18 protein-coding genes are annotated in these 15,919 nt (G+C 71.8%); 11 read left to right on the top strand and 7 right to left on the bottom strand.

Features of this window, described 5'->3' with window-relative positions; genetic code table 11:
* The first annotated feature begins 37 nt into the window (after positions 1-37).
* From ACN20G_RS07380 to moeZ, 3 genes are all read left to right on the top strand, one after another.
* Positions 38-1,093, top strand: coding sequence for an NAD-dependent epimerase/dehydratase family protein (locus tag ACN20G_RS07380; protein ID WP_424211922.1), 1,056 nt, complete (start codon positions 38-40; stop codon positions 1,091-1,093).
* Entirely contained in the window at positions 1,081-1,848 is a 768-nt protein-coding gene (locus ACN20G_RS07375) for a spherulation-specific family 4 protein (protein WP_424211921.1), read from the top strand. The genes ACN20G_RS07380 and ACN20G_RS07375 overlap by 13 nt, the downstream gene beginning before the upstream one ends.
* A 62-nt stretch (positions 1,849-1,910) precedes the next feature.
* Positions 1,911-3,089 (top strand): adenylyltransferase/sulfurtransferase MoeZ, encoded by a 1,179-nt coding sequence (gene moeZ, locus ACN20G_RS07370; protein ID WP_424211920.1) that lies wholly within the window; start codon positions 1,911-1,913, stop codon positions 3,087-3,089.
* Positions 3,090-3,200: 111 nt separating this feature from the next.
* Here moeZ and ACN20G_RS07365 read toward each other — a convergent pair whose 3' ends face one another.
* The 3 genes from ACN20G_RS07365 to ACN20G_RS07355 all read right to left on the bottom strand — a co-directional run bounded on the left by ACN20G_RS07365 (position 3,201) and on the right by ACN20G_RS07355 (position 5,943).
* Complete coding sequence (locus ACN20G_RS07365; protein WP_424211919.1) at positions 3,201-3,515, bottom strand: hypothetical protein; 315 nt, start codon at positions 3,513-3,515, stop codon at positions 3,201-3,203.
* Positions 3,512-4,204 carry a DUF6232 family protein gene (locus tag ACN20G_RS07360; RefSeq protein WP_424211918.1) on the bottom strand — a complete coding sequence of 231 codons (693 nt, stop codon included), beginning with the start codon at positions 4,202-4,204 and terminating at the stop codon, positions 3,512-3,514. The genes ACN20G_RS07365 and ACN20G_RS07360 overlap by 4 nt, the downstream gene beginning before the upstream one ends.
* A gap of 176 nt (positions 4,205-4,380) precedes the next feature.
* Positions 4,381-5,943 (bottom strand): alpha/beta hydrolase, encoded by a 1,563-nt coding sequence (locus ACN20G_RS07355; RefSeq protein ID WP_424211917.1) that lies wholly within the window; start codon positions 5,941-5,943, stop codon positions 4,381-4,383.
* Between the two features lie 89 nt (positions 5,944-6,032).
* Between ACN20G_RS07355 and ACN20G_RS07350 the strand changes: the two genes are divergently transcribed.
* The 4 genes from ACN20G_RS07350 (at position 6,033) to ACN20G_RS07335 (ending at position 9,441) form a co-directional block, all read left to right on the top strand.
* Complete coding sequence (locus tag ACN20G_RS07350; RefSeq protein ID WP_424211916.1) at positions 6,033-6,779, top strand: hypothetical protein; 747 nt, start codon at positions 6,033-6,035, stop codon at positions 6,777-6,779.
* Positions 6,780-7,225: 446 nt separating this feature from the next.
* Positions 7,226-7,681, top strand: coding sequence for a hypothetical protein (locus ACN20G_RS07345; RefSeq protein WP_424211915.1), 456 nt, complete (start codon positions 7,226-7,228; stop codon positions 7,679-7,681).
* A gap of 15 nt (positions 7,682-7,696) precedes the next feature.
* Entirely contained in the window at positions 7,697-8,665 is a 969-nt protein-coding gene (locus tag ACN20G_RS07340) for an FKBP-type peptidyl-prolyl cis-trans isomerase (protein ID WP_424211914.1), read from the top strand.
* Positions 8,666-8,688: 23 nt separating this feature from the next.
* Entirely contained in the window at positions 8,689-9,441 is a 753-nt protein-coding gene (locus ACN20G_RS07335; RefSeq protein ID WP_424211913.1) for a DsbA family protein, read from the top strand.
* A gap of 165 nt (positions 9,442-9,606) precedes the next feature.
* Here the strand turns inward: ACN20G_RS07335 and ACN20G_RS07330 are convergent, their stop codons facing one another.
* The gene (locus ACN20G_RS07330) at positions 9,607-10,374 is read right to left on the bottom strand and encodes a helix-turn-helix domain-containing protein (RefSeq protein ID WP_424211912.1); all 768 of its coding nucleotides are present in this window, start codon (positions 10,372-10,374) and stop codon (positions 9,607-9,609) included.
* Between the two features lie 250 nt (positions 10,375-10,624).
* Between ACN20G_RS07330 and ACN20G_RS07325 the strand changes: the two genes are divergently transcribed.
* Together ACN20G_RS07325 and ACN20G_RS07320 are read left to right on the top strand one after the other, a co-directional pair.
* The gene (locus tag ACN20G_RS07325; protein WP_424211911.1) at positions 10,625-11,296 is read left to right on the top strand and encodes a DUF4097 family beta strand repeat-containing protein; all 672 of its coding nucleotides are present in this window, start codon (positions 10,625-10,627) and stop codon (positions 11,294-11,296) included.
* Between the two features lie 153 nt (positions 11,297-11,449).
* Positions 11,450-12,565 carry a serine hydrolase domain-containing protein gene (locus ACN20G_RS07320; RefSeq protein WP_424211910.1) on the top strand — a complete coding sequence of 372 codons (1,116 nt, stop codon included), beginning with the start codon at positions 11,450-11,452 and terminating at the stop codon, positions 12,563-12,565.
* Between the two features lie 7 nt (positions 12,566-12,572).
* Here the strand turns inward: ACN20G_RS07320 and ACN20G_RS07315 are convergent, their stop codons facing one another.
* The 3 genes from ACN20G_RS07315 to ACN20G_RS07305 all read right to left on the bottom strand — a co-directional run bounded on the left by ACN20G_RS07315 (position 12,573) and on the right by ACN20G_RS07305 (position 14,551).
* Entirely contained in the window at positions 12,573-13,271 is a 699-nt protein-coding gene (locus ACN20G_RS07315) for a class I SAM-dependent methyltransferase (RefSeq protein WP_424211909.1), read from the bottom strand.
* Between the two features lie 456 nt (positions 13,272-13,727).
* Entirely contained in the window at positions 13,728-14,033 is a 306-nt protein-coding gene (locus tag ACN20G_RS07310) for a hypothetical protein (RefSeq protein ID WP_424211908.1), read from the bottom strand.
* Between the two features lie 65 nt (positions 14,034-14,098).
* The gene (locus tag ACN20G_RS07305; RefSeq protein ID WP_424215694.1) at positions 14,099-14,551 is read right to left on the bottom strand and encodes a hypothetical protein; all 453 of its coding nucleotides are present in this window, start codon (positions 14,549-14,551) and stop codon (positions 14,099-14,101) included.
* Between ACN20G_RS07305 and ACN20G_RS07300 the strand changes: the two genes are divergently transcribed.
* Positions 14,446-15,606: a helix-turn-helix domain-containing protein gene (locus ACN20G_RS07300; RefSeq protein ID WP_424211907.1), complete on the top strand. Its 1,161-nt coding sequence runs from the start codon at positions 14,446-14,448 to the stop codon at positions 15,604-15,606. The genes ACN20G_RS07305 and ACN20G_RS07300 overlap by 106 nt on opposite strands.
* Positions 15,603-15,803 (top strand): DUF397 domain-containing protein, encoded by a 201-nt coding sequence (locus ACN20G_RS07295; protein WP_424211906.1) that lies wholly within the window; start codon positions 15,603-15,605, stop codon positions 15,801-15,803. The genes ACN20G_RS07300 and ACN20G_RS07295 overlap by 4 nt, the downstream gene beginning before the upstream one ends.
* The last annotated feature ends 116 nt before the right edge of the window (positions 15,804-15,919 follow it).

Below are 15,919 nucleotides of genomic sequence, written 5' to 3'. Positions count from 1 at the left end.
CCCCCGCCAGAACCCAAGAGGAGAAACGGAAAGCACGATGAGAGTCCTGCTGATCGGAGCCAATGGATACCTCGGCCGCTACGTGGCCGACCGGCTGCTCGCCGACCCTGCCGTGCAACTCACCGCGCTCGGCCGCGGCGACGACGCCGACGTGCGGTTCGACCTGGCCACCGGCAGCCCCGGGGCGCTCACCCGGTTCCTGGACGCCGTCCACCCCGGGGTCGTCATCAACTGCGCGGGCGCCACCCGGGGCGGCGCGCGCGAACTCACCCGGCACAACACCGTCGCCGTGGCCACCATCTGTGAATCGCTGCGCCGCAGCGGCTGCGGGGCCCGGCTCGTGCAACTGGGCTGCGCCGCCGAGTACGGGCCCAGCCAGCCCGGCTCCTCCACCGCCGAGGACGCCGTGCCGCGCCCCGGCGGCCCGTACGGGGTGAGCAAGCTCGCCGCGACCGAACTCGTCCTGGGCTCGGGACTGGACGCGGTGGTGCTGCGGGTGTTCTCGCCCGTGGGCCCCGGCACCCCCGCCGGTTCCCCGCTCGGCCGGCTCGCCGAGGCGATGCGCCGGGCCATGCAGGCCGGGGACGGGGAGCTCAAGCTCAGCGGCCTCGGGGTGCAGCGGGACTTCGTGGACGTGCGGGACGTGGCCCGCGCCGTGCACGCCGCGTCCCTGTCGGCGGCGCAGGGCGTCGTCAACATCGGCACCGGACGCGCGGTCCGCCTGCGGGACGCCGCCGGGATCCTCGCCCGGGTCGCCGGCTACGGCGGCTCCCTGCACGAGCTGGACGTGCCGCAGCAGGGCCACGGCCCCGGCGGGCACGGTCCGGGCGGTCACGGGCACGGCGGGCACGGCCTCGGACACGGCGGGCCGGGCCACGGGCCGGGCCGGCCGATGATCGGCGCGCCCCGCGCCGAACCCGGCTCCGAGCCCCCGATCGCCGTCACCCCGCCCTCCTACCCGTACCCCGACGGCTGCGGGGCCTGGCAGCAGGCCGACGTGCGCACCGCCCGGGACCGGCTGGGCTGGCGGCCCCGGATCAACCTGGAGGAGTCGCTGGCGGACATCTGGATGGAGGCGGCGTGCCGCATCTGACCACGCCGCCCGGGTCCCGACCGGCCGCCCCGGCAGCCGGTCGGCTCGGGCTCGGCGCCCCCGGGTACGCCCACCCGATGGTCGCGCCGATGGAGTGGGCCGAGCTGAGCCGGCCGGGCACCCCGCTGGACTGGGCGGTGCTCAACGTGGCCGACGGGCCCGGGCAGCGGCCCGACCCGTACTGCTCGCAGAGCGCGGCCCGCCTGCGCGTCGGGGCCGCGCTCACCGGGGGCGTGTTGCTCGGGCATCTCGCCCTGCGGGACGGCACCCGGCGGCTCGGGGAGCTGATCGCCGACGCCCAGCACTTCCTGGACTGGTACCGGGTGGGCGGGTTCTACCTCGCGGACGCGCCGGTGGACCCGGTCGGGCTCGCGTACACGTCCCGACTGGTGGACACCCTGCGGGCGCTGCGGGAGGGGGCGCACGTGGTCCTCGGGCACGGCACCCACCCCAGCGCCGGCTACGCGGAGATCGGGGACCAGCTGGTCACCTTCTCCGGCTGCTGGGCCGACTACCGCTGGTCACAGGTGGCGGAGTGGACGGCGGAGCACCCGCCGGAGAAGTTCTGCCACCTCGTGCACGGGGTCCCGCGCGGGCACCTGACGGAGGCCGCGCGGATCGCCCGCTGGCAGGGGGCGGGCACGGTGTGGTTCACGGACCGGAGGGAGGGGACGGGTACGGGCGAGGCGTGGGCCGGGATGCCCGGGTACTGGGACGAAATCGTCTCGCGCATCGGACCCGGTGTCTCGGAATGAAGGAAGGCGTGGCAGTGTTACCGGAAGAACAACCGTTCAATCCGTTCACCATCGGAGTCCCCGTGTCGCTGCCACCCTTGGTAGAGCCCGCTGCCGAGCTGACCGTTGACGAGGTCCGTCGGTACTCCCGCCACCTGATCATCCCGGACGTCGGGATGGACGGACAGAAGCGCCTGAAGAACGCGAAGGTGCTCTGCGTGGGTGCCGGCGGCCTCGGCTCGCCCGCCCTCATGTACCTCGCCGCCGCCGGTGTCGGAACCCTCGGCATCGTGGAGTTCGACGAGGTCGACGAGTCGAACCTCCAGCGCCAGATCATCCACAGCCAGGCGGACATCGGCCGCTCGAAGGCCGCGTCGGCGCGCGACAGCGTGCTCGGCATCAACCCGTACGTGAACGTGGTCCTGCACGAGGAACGGCTCGAAGCCGAGAACGTGATGGACATCTTCTCCCAGTACGACCTGATCGTCGACGGCACGGACAACTTCGCGACCCGCTACCTGGTGAACGACGCCTGCGTGCTGCTGAACAAGCCGTACGTGTGGGGCTCCATCTACCGGTTCGACGGCCAGGCGTCGGTGTTCTGGTCCGAGCACGGCCCGTGCTACCGCTGCCTGTACCCGGAGCCCCCGCCGCCGGGCATGGTTCCCTCCTGCGCCGAGGGCGGCGTGCTGGGCGTGCTGTGCGCGTCCATCGGCTCCATCCAGGTCACCGAGGCCATCAAGGTCCTGGCGGGGGTCGGCGACCCGCTCGTCGGCCGCCTGATGATCTACGACGCCCTGGAGATGCAGTACCGCCAGGTCAAGGTCCGCAAGGACCCCGACTGCGCGGTCTGCGGCGAGAACCCGACGGTCACCGAGCTGATCGACTACGAGGCGTTCTGCGGCGTCGTCTCGGAGGAGGCCCAGGAGGCCGCCCTCGGCTCGACCATCACTCCCAAGCAGCTCAAGGAGTGGATCGACGAGGGCGAGAACATCGAGATCATCGACGTCCGCGAGGTCAACGAGTACGAGATCGTCTCGATCCCCGGCGCGAAGCTGATCCCGAAGGGCGAGTTCCTGATGGGCACCGCCCTGGAGAGCCTGCCCCAGGACAAGCGGATCGTCTTGCACTGCAAGACGGGTGTCCGCAGTGCGGAAGTCCTGGCGGTCCTGAAGGCGGCCGGCTTCGCGGACGCGGTCCACGTGGGCGGCGGCGTGATCGGCTGGGTCAACCAGATCGAGCCCGACAAGCCGGTCTACTGACCCACCCGGCCTCCCGGCCCCCGAACCACCCACCGGCCCGGCCCCCTCGCGAGAGGGAGCCGGGCCGGCGGCGTGTCGTGCGGGGGTGGAGGGTGCGGGGGCGGGTGCGGGTCAGCCGAGGGTGGTCAGGAGTTGTTGGGCCAGGGCCAGGGCGGGGGCGCCGATGGCGCCGACCGCCGTCGCGATCGCCGCGACCGAGGCCAGCGCCCCGCGCCGCTCGCGCGGGCTCGCGTCGTCGGCCTCCAGCACCTCGCGGGAGTGGTCGAGGGAGGCGCCGGCCGTGTCCGGAAGGGCGGTGCCGGCGCGCAGGGACGCGATCTCGGCGAGGAGGCGGGCGATCAGCTCGTCCGTGCCGGCCGCGGGGTCGCTCCCGTGGTAGGTGATGTTGTTGTCGCCGGAGCCGGAGTGGAACTGGTAGTTGCTCATCGACCGCTCCCGCTGCTGCCGCCGGTCACGGAGTTGTTGCCCGAGCCGGAGTGGAACTGGAAGTTGTTGCCCGAGCCCTGGTACCGGCGCATGTCCAGGTTCAGGGTCTCGATGATCGCCGTGAACTCCGTGCCCGGGTGGTCGAGCGCGTAGGCCAGCTGCGCCAGCAGTTGCTGCCGGCGGGACCGGTCCTGGAACGTGATGATCGCGCTCGGCGGCCCCGCCGTGTCCACGGCCAGCACGTGCTGGTCCTTGGCGCGGAGCACCTTGACGAGGACGTTCGCCTCCCAGCCCAGGTAGGCGAGGGCGGCGATCCAGACGAACGTCGCGAGCCCGCTGCCGCTGTCGTCCGATTCGTACCCGCCGTACGAGGAGCCGCTGTTCGTCAGGCCGGTCAGACTGGTGAGCAGCCCGGCCACCACGACCACGCCGACCAGGCGGATCAGGAACCGGGCCACGGCCGCCCCGCGCCGGGGCACCAGCACGAAGGTGTGCACGCGGGCGATGTTGGCCAGCGGGAACGCCGCCCCGTGCACCCAGAGCAGGCGGTCGCGGACCACGAGCTGGTTGTCGGCCGGCACCGGCTCCGAGGAGGCGGGCCGGGTGCCGGGGATCGGGACGCCCGGTGAGGTCGGCGGGCCGCTGGGGCGCGGCGGTATCGGGCCGTGCGGATTGGGTGGTTCGCTCATGGGCTGCCCCCGGTGTGGATCGTGCGGCACGGATGTGACGCGCGGTCAAGGATGCCCGGGGGAGGGATGCTGAGGAATCCTTGACGGGGGGCGGGATTCGGCCGTTCTGCGCGCGCCGACGCCCCCGGCCGGGTGGGGCCGGGGGCGTGCGGACACGGGCGGGCGAGCGGGACGGGTCAGGGGGCGGCCGTGCAGACCGTGTCCTTCGGGGGGACCGTGCCCTCGTTCAGATACGCGTCCACCGCCTTGCGCACGCACGGGTCGCCGCTGTTGTACGCCCCGTGCCCCTCGCCCTTGTACGTCAGCTCCACGCCGACGCCCGGCCCGAGCCGGTCGACCATGTTGCGGGCGCCCTCGTACGGGGTGGCCGGGTCGCCGGTGTTGCCGATGACGAGGATCGGGGAGGCGCCCGGCGCGCTCACATCCGGGGTCTCCCAGGCGCCCTTGACCGGCCAGTCGTTGCAGCTGAGCATCGCCCACCCGAGGAAGTCCCCGAACACGGGGGACGCGGCGCGGAACTCCGGCAGCTTCGCCTTCGTCTGCTCCGGGGTGTAGCGCTCCTTGCTGTCGGCGCAGTTGATCGCGGTGTTCGCGGCGCCGATGTTGCTGTACCGGCCGTTCTGATCACGGCCGTTGAGGGCATCGGACAGGGCCATCAGGAGTTGCCCCTGGCCGCCGTCCGCCTCGTCGATGCCCTCCTCCAGCAGCGGCCACAGCTCCTTGGAGTACAGGGCCTGCGCGATGCCGTTGGTGGCGGCGGTCTCGGTGAGCCGGCGACCGCCCAGGCCCGGGATCGGGGTCTTCGCAAGGCGCTTTTGCAGCGCGATCACGTTGTCCTGGATCTCCTGCGCCGTGCTGCCCTGGATCCGGCAGGCGTCACCTCGGGCCACGCAGTCCCGGGCCCAGTTCCCGAACGCGAGCTGGAAGCCCTTGGCCTGCCCGAGCGCGCTCGCCTCGGCGGTCTTCGTCGGATCCACGACCGCGTCGAACACGGCCCGGCCCACGTTCTTCGGGAACAGGTGCGCGTACACCCCGCCCAGCTCGGTGCCGTAGCTGATCCCGAAGTAGTTCAGCTTCGCGTCGCCGAGGGCCTGGCGCAGCAGGTCCATGTCGCGGGCCGCGTTCAGGGTGCCCACGTGCGGGAGGGTCTGCCCGGAGTTCTTCTCGCACGCCTCCCGGTAGGTGCGCTGCGCGTCGAGGTAGACGGCCTCCTGGGCGGGGGTGGCGGGGGTCGCGTCCAGCGCGTAGTACGCGTCGAGCTGCTTGTCCGTCTCGCACAGCACGGGGGAGCTGCGGCCGACGCCGCGCGGGTCGAAGGAGACCAGGTCCCAGCGTTCGCGCAGCGTGTCGTACTCCTTCGCCGCGCCGGGCAGGGTGGTGACGCCCGAGCCGCCCGGCCCGCCGAAGTTGAACACGAGGGAGCCGAGGCGTTCGGCCTTCTTGCGAGCCTCGGCGCGGATCAACGCGATCGGGATGGTGCGGCCCTCGGGCTCGGCGTAGTCGAGGGGCACCTCCAGCGTCGCGCAGCTCCACTCCGCCCCGGGCGCCTGCCCGCTGCCCTGGGCGGCGTCGGGCGCGGGGCACGGGGCCCAGCTCAGGGTCTGCGCCCCGAGGTCGCGGGGGCCGTTCTCGCCGACCGTCGCACCCCGACGCTCTCCCGGGGAGCATCCGACGGCGGTGCCGAGCAGGGCGGAGACGAGGGCTGTGGCAGCGGTGATCCTCAGGGGGTTTCGCGGCATGGCCCCATCCTGCGACGCGCCCGGGCCGCGCGCCCGTGCCGTGACCCGTTCGGGGTGCGGAGGGGGCCCGATACGGGTGAACTGGGGAGGTGGAACGGTACGAGCCCCCGCCCCTGCCCCCGCCCCTGCCCCCGCCCTCGCCGCCGCAGCCGCCGTCGCCCGCCGAGCCGGCGCTCCCGCCGCGCTTCCGGGCCGCTCGGGCCCGGCTGCTGGCACGGGTGGCGGAGCTGGCCGACTGGGAGCCGGCGGACCCGCGCGTGGCGGCCCTGGCCCGCGACTGGTGGGAGCACGCGACGGAACTCGCGGAGGCCCGCGAGGCGGCGGGCTTCCCGGAACCCTGGTTCACCGACCCGGGCGGGGACCCGTCCCCGGGTGGCGGCGTGGGCACGATCCCGCGCACGACCCCGGCCCCCGCGCCGGACGGCGACCGGGGCACCGCCGGAGTCGGCGCGCGGAACGGCGACCGGAAGCGCGAGCAGGGCACCGCGCCGCACCGCGAGCCGCCCGGGGACCCGGCGGCCGCCGCCCCGGCGACGACGGCCCCGGCGGCCGAGGGCTCGGCGACGACGGACCCGGTGTCCGGCGCCCCGGCGACGGCGGACCCGGCGGCGGGGGGCTCCGAGGCGGCGGACCCGGCCTCCCTGGGCGAGGAGATCTGGCAGGACCGCCCCCCGACCCCGCCCCCGACCCCCTCCCGCTGGTCCCCGCGCAGCCCCCACACCCACACCCCGCCCCCGCCGACCCCCGTCACCCTCCCCCCGGGCCCGGACTCCCCGGCCCGCCGCACCTGCGAGTCCCTCCTCCGCACCCTCTCCGCACCCGCCGCGCGGCGGTGATCCGCACGCTCGTGGTGAATGGGCGGGTGGAATTGCTCGACGTCTTCGGGGGCGCGGATCGGACGAGATTCGAGTCCTGACGCCTGGGGCTGATTCCGCGCCCTCATTTCATTGTGTGGAATGCCGTGGGTCCATGGTCACCATTTCCCATGATCAAATCTTGGGACTTTTCGTTACTTCGCTGTTACGGCATCGATGGATTTCCGCAATCCTCGGCTCATAGTTTTCTCAGCAAGCCCGGCAAAAACCTGCCGGAGGAACACGGTCGATCTGGGATCGGCCCGAAATTTCGCCCTGACCAAGCGAAATGAAAACAGGTGAACATGTCCAAGAAAATCGTCAGCATAGCACTCGCTGCCGCCATCACGATTCCACTCGGGGGGACCGCATTCGCGGACGGGGGCAAGCCCGAGAAGGCTGCTTCCGCGACTCAGTCGGATAATGCGGTGGATGTCGTCGACCTGCTCGACAACCCGATGAAGAAGAACCGTCCGGAAGGTGTGCCGGCCAAGCCCGACACCTACCGCAGTGGTGGGGTCAGTTGCCTCATCGAGGTCGCGCCGGGGTTCAAGCCCTTCACCAAGTACAAGTTCCACGAGGGTAACAAGGTCTACCAGGCCTGCTACACCGGTCGGGACTCCGAGCCCGAGGTGTGGGCCGACTGGATGATGGCGGGGAACTTCGCCTACGGCCACTTCATTGGGTACCAGAAGGGCAAGAAGCACACCTTCTACTACGACAACCGCTTCGCGGACTGGATCCAGGATGGCGACACCTGGGTGACGTACCAGCGGATCAACGGTGTCGTCTACGGGCCCGCCGGGGTGCCCGGTGACGGCAAGTCCCTGCACAAGAGCGCCGCCGAACCGGCGCCCGCTCAGGCGGCGGCGTCCGCCCGTTAAGGATCGGGGCCGAACATGGACAGGTGGCGGTTCAAGACCGGTACCGCCTTCGCCGCGGCAGTCATGGCACTGACGCTCGCCGCGTGCACCGCACCGAAAGCCGAGAAGATATCGGTCGCGGGTGCATTCGGAGAGAAGCCGACGGTCGGGATCAGCTCACCTGTCACCCCTCCGGAACTCGACGTGAAAACCGTCATCACCGGTGACGGCAAGCCCGTGGAGTCGGGGGATTTCATCTCGGTCGAGTACGCCATGTACTCGCTCGGGGACGGACGGGAGGTCGGGAACTCTTTTGCGGCGGCAGAGTTCCCGCTCTTCTTCCAGGCCGGTGACACCGGCCCCGGACGCCCTCCGGAGGCTTTCCTCAAGGCGGTCGAAGGAGCTGCCGAAGGCAGCAGGCTACAGGTCTCCACTCCGGCCGAGTCCCTCTACGGGGACCGTGGCAACAAGCGCTTCGGTGTCAAACCCGACGAGCCGGTGCTGCTGGTGCTGGACGTGGTGAAGAACTACGCCAAGAGGGTCCAGGTGGACGGCCGCCTCGTCGAACGGGGCGATGCCGGAAACCCGATCGTCACCGCCGGTGCGTCGGAACCCGACGTGAGGATTCCGGAAGGTGCTCCGCCCCGGGAGTACCGGAGTGAGGTCATCGTGGAGGGTTCGGGGAAGCCTGTCGGATCCATGGACCAGATCCAGGTCCACTACGCGGGTTACGCGTGGGAGGCGGGCAAGAAGTTCGACTCTTCATGGGAGTTCAATCACCCTTTGCCCGTGCCCATGTGGGAGCCGGTGTCACAATGGACCGAAGGCTGGAGCGAGGGGTTGATCGGGAAGAGGGTCGGCAGTCGGGTTCTTTTGACCATTCCCCCGGAAAAGGGGTATGGAAAGAATCCGCCACGTGACTGTCCCGAGGATGCGACGCTGGTGTTCGTCGTGGACATCTTCGATTCCCGTCCCGCGCCTGCGGCTCCTGCCGCGGCGTCCTAGAACGAGGGTGTGAGAAATTTCAGATGTGGCGTGACAGAGAACTGCGGTCGAACTCCCGGGTGGTGCGACTTCTGGAGACCGTGCGGCAGAACAAGAACCGCATCGTGGTGATCCTGGTGGCGGGCACCCTGGTGTACGGGGCTGCGGCGATCGTCGGCCTCAAGGTCCGCGAGAAGACGGCCCGTCAGGTCGTCTACCCCTCGAACTCCTCGGGTGGGGCGGAGGGGCGACTGGCGCTCCGAGAGCAACCCGCGGTGCCGGTCACGGTGACTCTGTACGTCGATCTGTCGGGCGAGCACTCGACCGGATTCCTCGAGAAGCACCGGTCGTCCTTGGAGCGGCTCCTGAAGACCGGGCAGGTGCAGATCGATTACCGATTCGTGCACGATCGCGCCGAATCCCGTGACGGATCGCTCGCCAGGGACCTCGCCGCCGCTGCCGCCTGTGCCGATGATCACGGAGGGCTGAGTCCCTTCCTCGCCGCCGTCGTGGAGCGGCGAAAGGACTCCGGCTCGGGCGGCGAGGACGTGGTTCGGGGCGTGGCGCGAGGTGCCGGGCTCGATAGCCGTGAAATGAACTCCTGCATCGCCGCGAATTCCTACAGGAATTGGGTCTCGGCTTCGCAGGAGGAGTTCGAGGGGAAGGTTCCCTCCGGTGCTCCCTCCCTCGACGTCAACGGTCTCCTGCTGTCGCGCTCCGAAACGGCGTCACTGACGGGCGAACAGCTGATCCGCAAGGTGAAGGAGGCCCTCGCGGCCTCGGGTGCCACCCTGTGAGGGGCTCGACAGCCCGATGACGTGTCCGCCCGACCCGCACCGAGAGGCTCCCCGGCGAGAGCGTCCGGTCCCGGGTCGGGCAGGTCGTGAACAGCGGCGCGCGGAGGTCTTCGACGGTCGGCCACGCACCGCCGGCCGTGTCGCCGAGCTCCCGACACGGTGAACTCAGCCCCCGGCCGACGCCGGGGGTTCGGCGTCGGCCGGGGTGGGGGGAATGGGCGGGGTGGTGTGGAGGATGGCTCGGGCCTGGTCGGCGGCTCGGGCGATGTTTTCCGAGACGAACTCCACGAACCGCGCGATGTTCTCCAGCCGGCCCGCCGCCGGCGTGCCGCTGCCCAGGACGCCGACGCCCTGGCGGGCGATGACGGCGAGGTGGGCGGTGGAGCGGGCGCTGGCCATCGTGGACTGGTACAGCACGTCGTCGTCCACGACGTACCGCTCGCGCCGGCCCTCGCCGCGTTCCCGGCGCACCAGGCCCTGGCTTTCGAGGAAGGCGACGGCCTTGGAGACGGTCGCCGGGCTGACCTGGAGACGGCCGGCGAGTTCGGCGGCCGTGAGGGTGCCGGCGTCCGTGGTGTAGAGGCAGGCCAGCACGCGGGCCGTCATCCGGGGCAGGCCCGACTGCTCGAAGACGCCCGCGAACACCTCCTCGTACGCGCGCACCGCCTCGGGGTCGCGGCCGTGGGCGCGCGGGGTGGCGTCGCCGCCGGTGCGGGGGGCGGCGGGTTGCCGGCCGCGGTGGGCGCGTTCCTCGGTGGCGCGGTGGGCCCGGTCGGCGCGGTAGTCGGTGGGGCCGCCGTTGCGCATCACCTCGCGGGTGACGGTGGAGGTGGGCCGGTCGAGGCGGCGGCCGATCTCGGCGTAGGCGAGGCCGTCGGCCAGTCCCTGCGCGATCTGCCGGCGTTCCGCCTGAGTGAGTCTGCCTCCCGGCATCGCGCTCTCCTTCGGGTGGTGCGGGGTGGTGCGGGTGGATCCGCAGCATAGCGTTCGATCTCAGTCCATTGCAACGGTGGTGCGGAGTCGACGTTGCGTTAGAATTCTGACCGTTGCAATGAAATAGGGGTTCTGAGCTGCAATATTGAGGATTCTGTGCGCTGGGTGTGTTGCCTGTCATGGAAAGGCAACGTAGCTTTTCTCATGTCGGAAACGCCGACGGAGTCACCCGAAACGAAGGATCGACACCATGCGCACGTTCGCCACCACCACCGCCGTCTCCGCCGTCCTCGACGTCCCCGCCGGCCGGATCCGCCTCATCGCCGCCGACCGCGCCGACACCGTCGTGGAGGTCCTGCCCGCCACCCCCGGCAAGAGCCGCGACGTGAAGGCCGCCGAGCGGATCGAGGTCGGGTACGCCGACGGGGTGCTGCGGATCCGCGCGGCAGAGGCCGGCAACCGGGTCCTCGGCCACAGCGGGGCCGTCGAGATCACCGTCCAACTGCCCGCCGGCTCCCGCGTCGCGGTCACGGCCGCCGACGCCGAACTGCGCGGCGTGGGCCGCCTGGGCGACGTGAGCTTCGAGAGCGCGGCCGGTTCGGTCAAGCTCGACGAGGCCGCCGCCGCCCGCCTCGTCCTCCAGGCCGGCGACGTCACCGCCGGCCGACTGACCGGCGACGCCGAGATCAGCACCCTCAAGGGCGACATCCGCGTGACCGAGGCCGTGCGCGGCACCCTCCGCCTGAACACCGGGCACGGGGACATCGAGGTCTCCGCGGCCCGGGGCGTCGCCGCCGCCCTCGACGCGGGCACCGGTCACGGCCGGATCCACAACGCCCTGGGCACGACCGGCGGCGCCGAGGTCGCCCTCACCGTGCACGCCACCACCGGATACGGCGACATCACCGCCCGCACCGCCTGAGCCCCTGACCCGCGTCCGGCCGGGTCCCGTACCCCCATCCGTACTCCTGCCCGGCCCCCGTGACCGTCCGGGCCCCGCACCGCCCGGGCCGCCGGCCCCACCCCGTCCCCCCCCCCGTTCCCCCGTCGCACCGCAACCCCGAGGAGCATCCGCGTGTCCACCATCACGACCCACGACCGCCACGACCGCCCTGACCTGCGCGAGATCATCGAGGACATGGCCGCGAGCGGCTTCACCGGCGTGACCCTGCGCCTGCTCGACGAGCACGGCGAATGGACCGCCGCCGCCGGCCTGACCGCACCCGGCGGCACCGAACCCCCGCCGATCGACGGGCACGTCCGCGTCGGCAGCGTCACCAAGCCCCTCACCGCCGCTGCCGTCCTGCGCCTCGTCGCCGAGGGCGCCCTCACCCTCGACGCCCCGGCCGCCGGCCACCTCCCCGGCCTCGGCCTCGACCCCCGCGTCACCACCCGGATGCTGCTCCAACACACCAGCGGGGTCTTCAACTTCACCGGCGAGTACCACGAGGACGGCACCTTCACCCCCGGCATCCCCGCGACGACCGCCGGCCGCGCCTGGGTCGACCACCGGTTCACGACGTACCGCCCCGCCGAACTCGCCCGCTTCGCCCTCGCCCGCCCCGCCCGCTTCGAGCCGGGCACCGACTGGAGCTACTCCAACACCAACTACGTCCTGCTGCGCCTGCTCGTCGAGAACGTCACCGGCCGGCCCTTCCGCGACGAGATGCGCCGCCTGGTCCTCGACCCGCTCGGCCTCGCCGACACCCGCCTGCCCGAGACCGACCCGGACCTCCCCGAACCCCACGCCCGCGCCCACTACCGGTACGAGGACGAGGCCGGCGAGCAGGTCACCGTCGACGTCACCCGGCAGAACCCGTCCTGGATCTCCACCGGCGGCGACGTGATCTCCACGACCAAGGACCTCCAGTGCTTCGCCGCCGGCCTCCTGGGCGGGTCGTTCCTGCCGGCCGCGCTGCTCGCCGAGATGCGCACCCCGGAGGCCAAGGTCGGGTACGGGCTCGGGCTGTTCGTCCAGCCCGTCGGCGAGGACGGCGCCGTGGTCCTCACCCACAACGGCGGCATGGCCGGCCACGCCGCCCTGCTCTACGCCACCCCCGACGCCGGCACGATCCTCACCGCGTCGATCAACTACACGGACGACGCCGGCCTCTCCATGGCCGTCCCCTTCCAACAGGCCACCGGCCGACTCGTGGACGCCGTCTTCGGCCCCGGCCGGCCGTCCTCCTGAGGGCGGTTCAGGCTCGGGCGGTGACGAGAAGGGTGCCCAGCGCGCCCGCCTCGGCCGCCGGCAGCACCCGGGCGTCCACGTCCCGGAAACCGTGCCGCTTGAGCAGGTCCGACCACTCCTGCGCGGTGTGCTGCCACCGCAGCACGGTCAGCTCCGATTCCCGCCCCGCCAACCACGCGCCGCTCATCCGCCGAGCCCCGTGGTGCCCGACGGCCGGCTCACGGTGCGAGAACGCGAAGAACCCGCCCGGCGCCAGCGCCCGCGCCACCCGTGGCAGCAACTCCTCCGGGTCCGTGAACCACACGGCGCCCCACGTCGAGTAGACGAGCTCCCACCGCCGCCCGGCCCCCGTCTGCTCGTCCAGCCAGGCCAGGGCCTCGGCGTGCACGAACTCCAGGTTCGGCAGATCGGCCCAGAAGCCGCGCGCCCGGGCCACCTGCACGGCCGAGAAGTCCACCGCCGTCACCCGCACCCCCGCCCGCGCGAGGACCGCCGCGTTCTCGCCCTCGGCCGGCCCCAGGTCCAGGGCCGCGGCGGGCAACGGTTCCCCGAACAGCGTCACGTCCGGCCCCGGCGCCCCCGGCACCCCCGTCCAGTCGAACCGCTCCGCCGCCGGCCGGACCTGCGGCCCCTCGCCCTTGTGGGGCCGGTACTTGTCCCAGTACTCGGCGGGGGTGGTGGGCGGGGCGCCGGTCGTGCTGCTCATGGTGGGGATGCCTGCTTCCGGGAAACGGGGGGTGCGGGGGAGAACGGTCGAGGGGCCAAACGGGTGGGTCGCCGACGGGGGACGGCCCCGACCCGCCGACCCCCGGAACGGGGGAGGACGGCACCGGGCCCTTGACGTGCGTCACCCGGCCCGAGAGGAACTCCGGGCCGGGTGGGCGGAATCGGGGACGCGGATCAGTGACAGTCGGCCCCCGGGTGGCAGGACGTACCCCCGGGGATCCCGGTACGGGGCGGGCGGCGAGCCGGCCGGTGTGGACGGGACGGGTGTGACGGGCACGTGCGCGTGCGGTGCGAGCGTCATGGCGGTGCTCCTCTCGATCCCTTTCGAGTGGTGCGTGACGACGCGCAAGTCTGCGGGCGGAACCCCGGGGTCAGGAGACGCACACGGGACGAATCGCCGGAACCCCCGAATCCGGTGCATATCCCACCGGCGAGATCAGGCGCGATCGACCCCGGACGAGCCCCAGGTGTGCGGGCTGCCGTGCCCCTCCGGGTAGAGGCAGGCGGAGCCGGTGTGCCCGGAGGTCGAGGAACAGTACGGCAGCACCCGCGTGACCCCGATGACGGCGTTCCACACGAACCAGACGGCGGCGCCGCCCGGCGTCGGGTGCTCGCACACGTGCCGCATGTGCGGGCCCAGGTGCCCGGGGGCGAGTGCGCACGGCCGGTCCAGCGCCGCGCCGGCGAGATCCCGCGCGACGAAGAACGAAGCACCACACTCGGCACGACGGAACGCGGTCACGGACACTCCAGGGACGCGGGGCGGGCGGGACGGGTGTGGGGGCGTGCGGTACGGGGTGACGCGACTCAGTCCGTGAACGCGGACCCGGCCCCGGGCCCCGGCCCAACGCCGCTCCCCGTCCCGGCGTCGACCCCGGAGTCGGCACTGGTCCCGCTGTCGGCCCCGGCCTCGGCGTCGATCTCGGCCGCGGCCGTGGCCGCAGCCGTGGGGTCCGGGTAGCGGATCTCCCACGAGTGCGGCCCGAGGTGCGTCACGGCGAGCCCGCAGCCTTCCCCGTCGCCGGGGTGCCGCGTGTCGCAGTATGGGGCGGGCGCCTCGGTCTCGGGGTCACCGCCGAGCACCCACCGCAGCCAGACGGCGAGGAAGCCGCCGACCTCGTACAACAGGTCGGCGTGCGAACCGTCGTGGCCGCGTGCGAGTTCGCACTCGGCGGCACGTTCGTACTCGGTGCCGAGCGGAACCGTGGCGACGACGTACTGCGGGATCCGGCTCAGCGAGGCGGAACAGGCGAGGTTCATGGCGGGGGCTCCTCCGGACGGCGAGCGGACGTGACGAACCCCCGGGGAACGACAACGCCGAGGGCCCGCCCACAACGCGGCCGGCCCCGGCGGACGGGCATCACGAAGCCCGCCCACTCCCCTCCGTGTCGAACCGACTGCGGTGTGCCACCAGGTTGGAGTACGGTCGGTGCACCGATCAACTGACCTGTAGTGGCCTGAGAGTTGAGTGGTGTGGCGTGAATCGTAAGAAGCTGGACCCTGCTGCGGGCGCCCGGGAGGCGCTTGGGGTGCGTTTGCGCAGCTTGCGGGACCAGAGGGGTTGGTCCTGCGAGACGATGAGTACGCATCTGGGATATGCCGCTTCGCATATTGCCGGTGTCGAAACTGGTCGACGCACCTTCACTCTCGACATGGCGAGAGCCGTGGATCTGGCCTTGGGGCTCGTGGATCACCGGGATTCGTTCGTCGCTGAGGTGGAACGGTTGCGGGGCGGCACTCTTATGGAGGGCTACCCCGAGTACCTGGTGCACGAGGCGCGCGCGGCAGAGCTGCGGGCCTATGAAGTCGGCGTCGTGGCAGGCTTGCTCCAAACCAAGGCGTACGCGCGGGAACTCGCGGCATACGATGCCCGGCGAGGCATAATCTCCGCGGATCAAGCAGACGAGAGAGTGCGCGTGACCATGGCGCGGCAGGAGGCGTTGACCCGCACTCCGCCCATGCTGCTGCATTTCATCTTGGACGAGAGCTGCATCCGACGTCCTGTCGGCAGTCCTGAGGTGTGGAGTGAGCAGCTTGCCGCCTTGGAGAGGTTCGCGGAAGGCGGCAACACCATCCTCCAAGTGGCTCCGTTCGACATGGGGACGGAGCGGCCTCTGCGGCTCCCCGTCTACATCCTGACCATGCCGAGCGGCTCGTTCATGTCGTGGGCTGAGTCCGCCCAGCGGGGTCACCTTGAACGGGATGCGCGCGCTGTCCGGGCCACGCTGAGGGCCTACTATCAGCTACAGGCGGGCGCGCTGTCCCAACCGGCAACCCTGGCCCTGCTCCGTGATCTCAGAAAGGGAAAGCCGTGATCCCCGATACCCGCTGGGTGAAATCGTCCTACAGCGACAACGGCGGGACCTGCGTTGAGTGGCAGCCTGCGACTGCGGCAGCAACCGGCGTTGTCCCCGTCCGGGACTCAAAGGTGCAGGCCGGCCCGGTGCTCCGCGTCGCCGCCCCCGCTTTCGCCGCGTTCGTCGATGGCGTCAAGGACGACCGCGCCGTCTGACCTGCTGCCTGAACGCGACGAACCCCTTGGCCGTGCCGGCTGAGGGGTTCCTCGCGTGAGTGGCGGACCCACGTCGTGGGCAGGGTGCCCGTATTCGTGATCCCCGCAGCGCGAAA

It is taken from the genome of Streptomyces dryopteridis, assembly GCF_049606955.1.
GTDB lineage: Bacteria > Actinomycetota > Actinomycetes > Streptomycetales > Streptomycetaceae > Streptomyces.
The sequence above is the reverse complement of the archived record's forward strand: the minus strand, read 5'-3'. Positions and strand labels throughout refer to the sequence as shown.

Excerpts from the sequence above, each read along its gene's own strand:
- ACN20G_RS07340 (WP_424211914.1), top strand. The coding sequence starts at position 7,697 with ATGGACAGGTGGCGGTTCAAGACCGGTACCGCCTTCGCCGCGGCAGTC.
- ACN20G_RS07330 (WP_424211912.1), bottom strand. The coding sequence starts at position 10,374 with ATGCCGGGAGGCAGACTCACTCAGGCGGAACGCCGGCAGATCGCGCAG.
- ACN20G_RS07335 (WP_424211913.1), top strand. The coding sequence starts at position 8,689 with ATGTGGCGTGACAGAGAACTGCGGTCGAACTCCCGGGTGGTGCGACTT.
- ACN20G_RS07360 (WP_424211918.1), bottom strand. The coding sequence starts at position 4,204 with ATGAGCGAACCACCCAATCCGCACGGCCCGATACCGCCGCGCCCCAGC.
- ACN20G_RS07365 (WP_424211919.1), bottom strand. The coding sequence starts at position 3,515 with ATGAGCAACTACCAGTTCCACTCCGGCTCCGGCGACAACAACATCACC.
- ACN20G_RS07325 (WP_424211911.1), top strand. The coding sequence starts at position 10,625 with ATGCGCACGTTCGCCACCACCACCGCCGTCTCCGCCGTCCTCGACGTC.
- ACN20G_RS07315 (WP_424211909.1), bottom strand. The coding sequence starts at position 13,271 with ATGAGCAGCACGACCGGCGCCCCGCCCACCACCCCCGCCGAGTACTGG.
- ACN20G_RS07305 (WP_424215694.1), bottom strand. The coding sequence starts at position 14,551 with ATGAACCTCGCCTGTTCCGCCTCGCTGAGCCGGATCCCGCAGTACGTC.
- ACN20G_RS07355 (WP_424211917.1), bottom strand. The coding sequence starts at position 5,943 with ATGCCGCGAAACCCCCTGAGGATCACCGCTGCCACAGCCCTCGTCTCC.
- ACN20G_RS07380 (WP_424211922.1), top strand. The coding sequence starts at position 38 with ATGAGAGTCCTGCTGATCGGAGCCAATGGATACCTCGGCCGCTACGTG.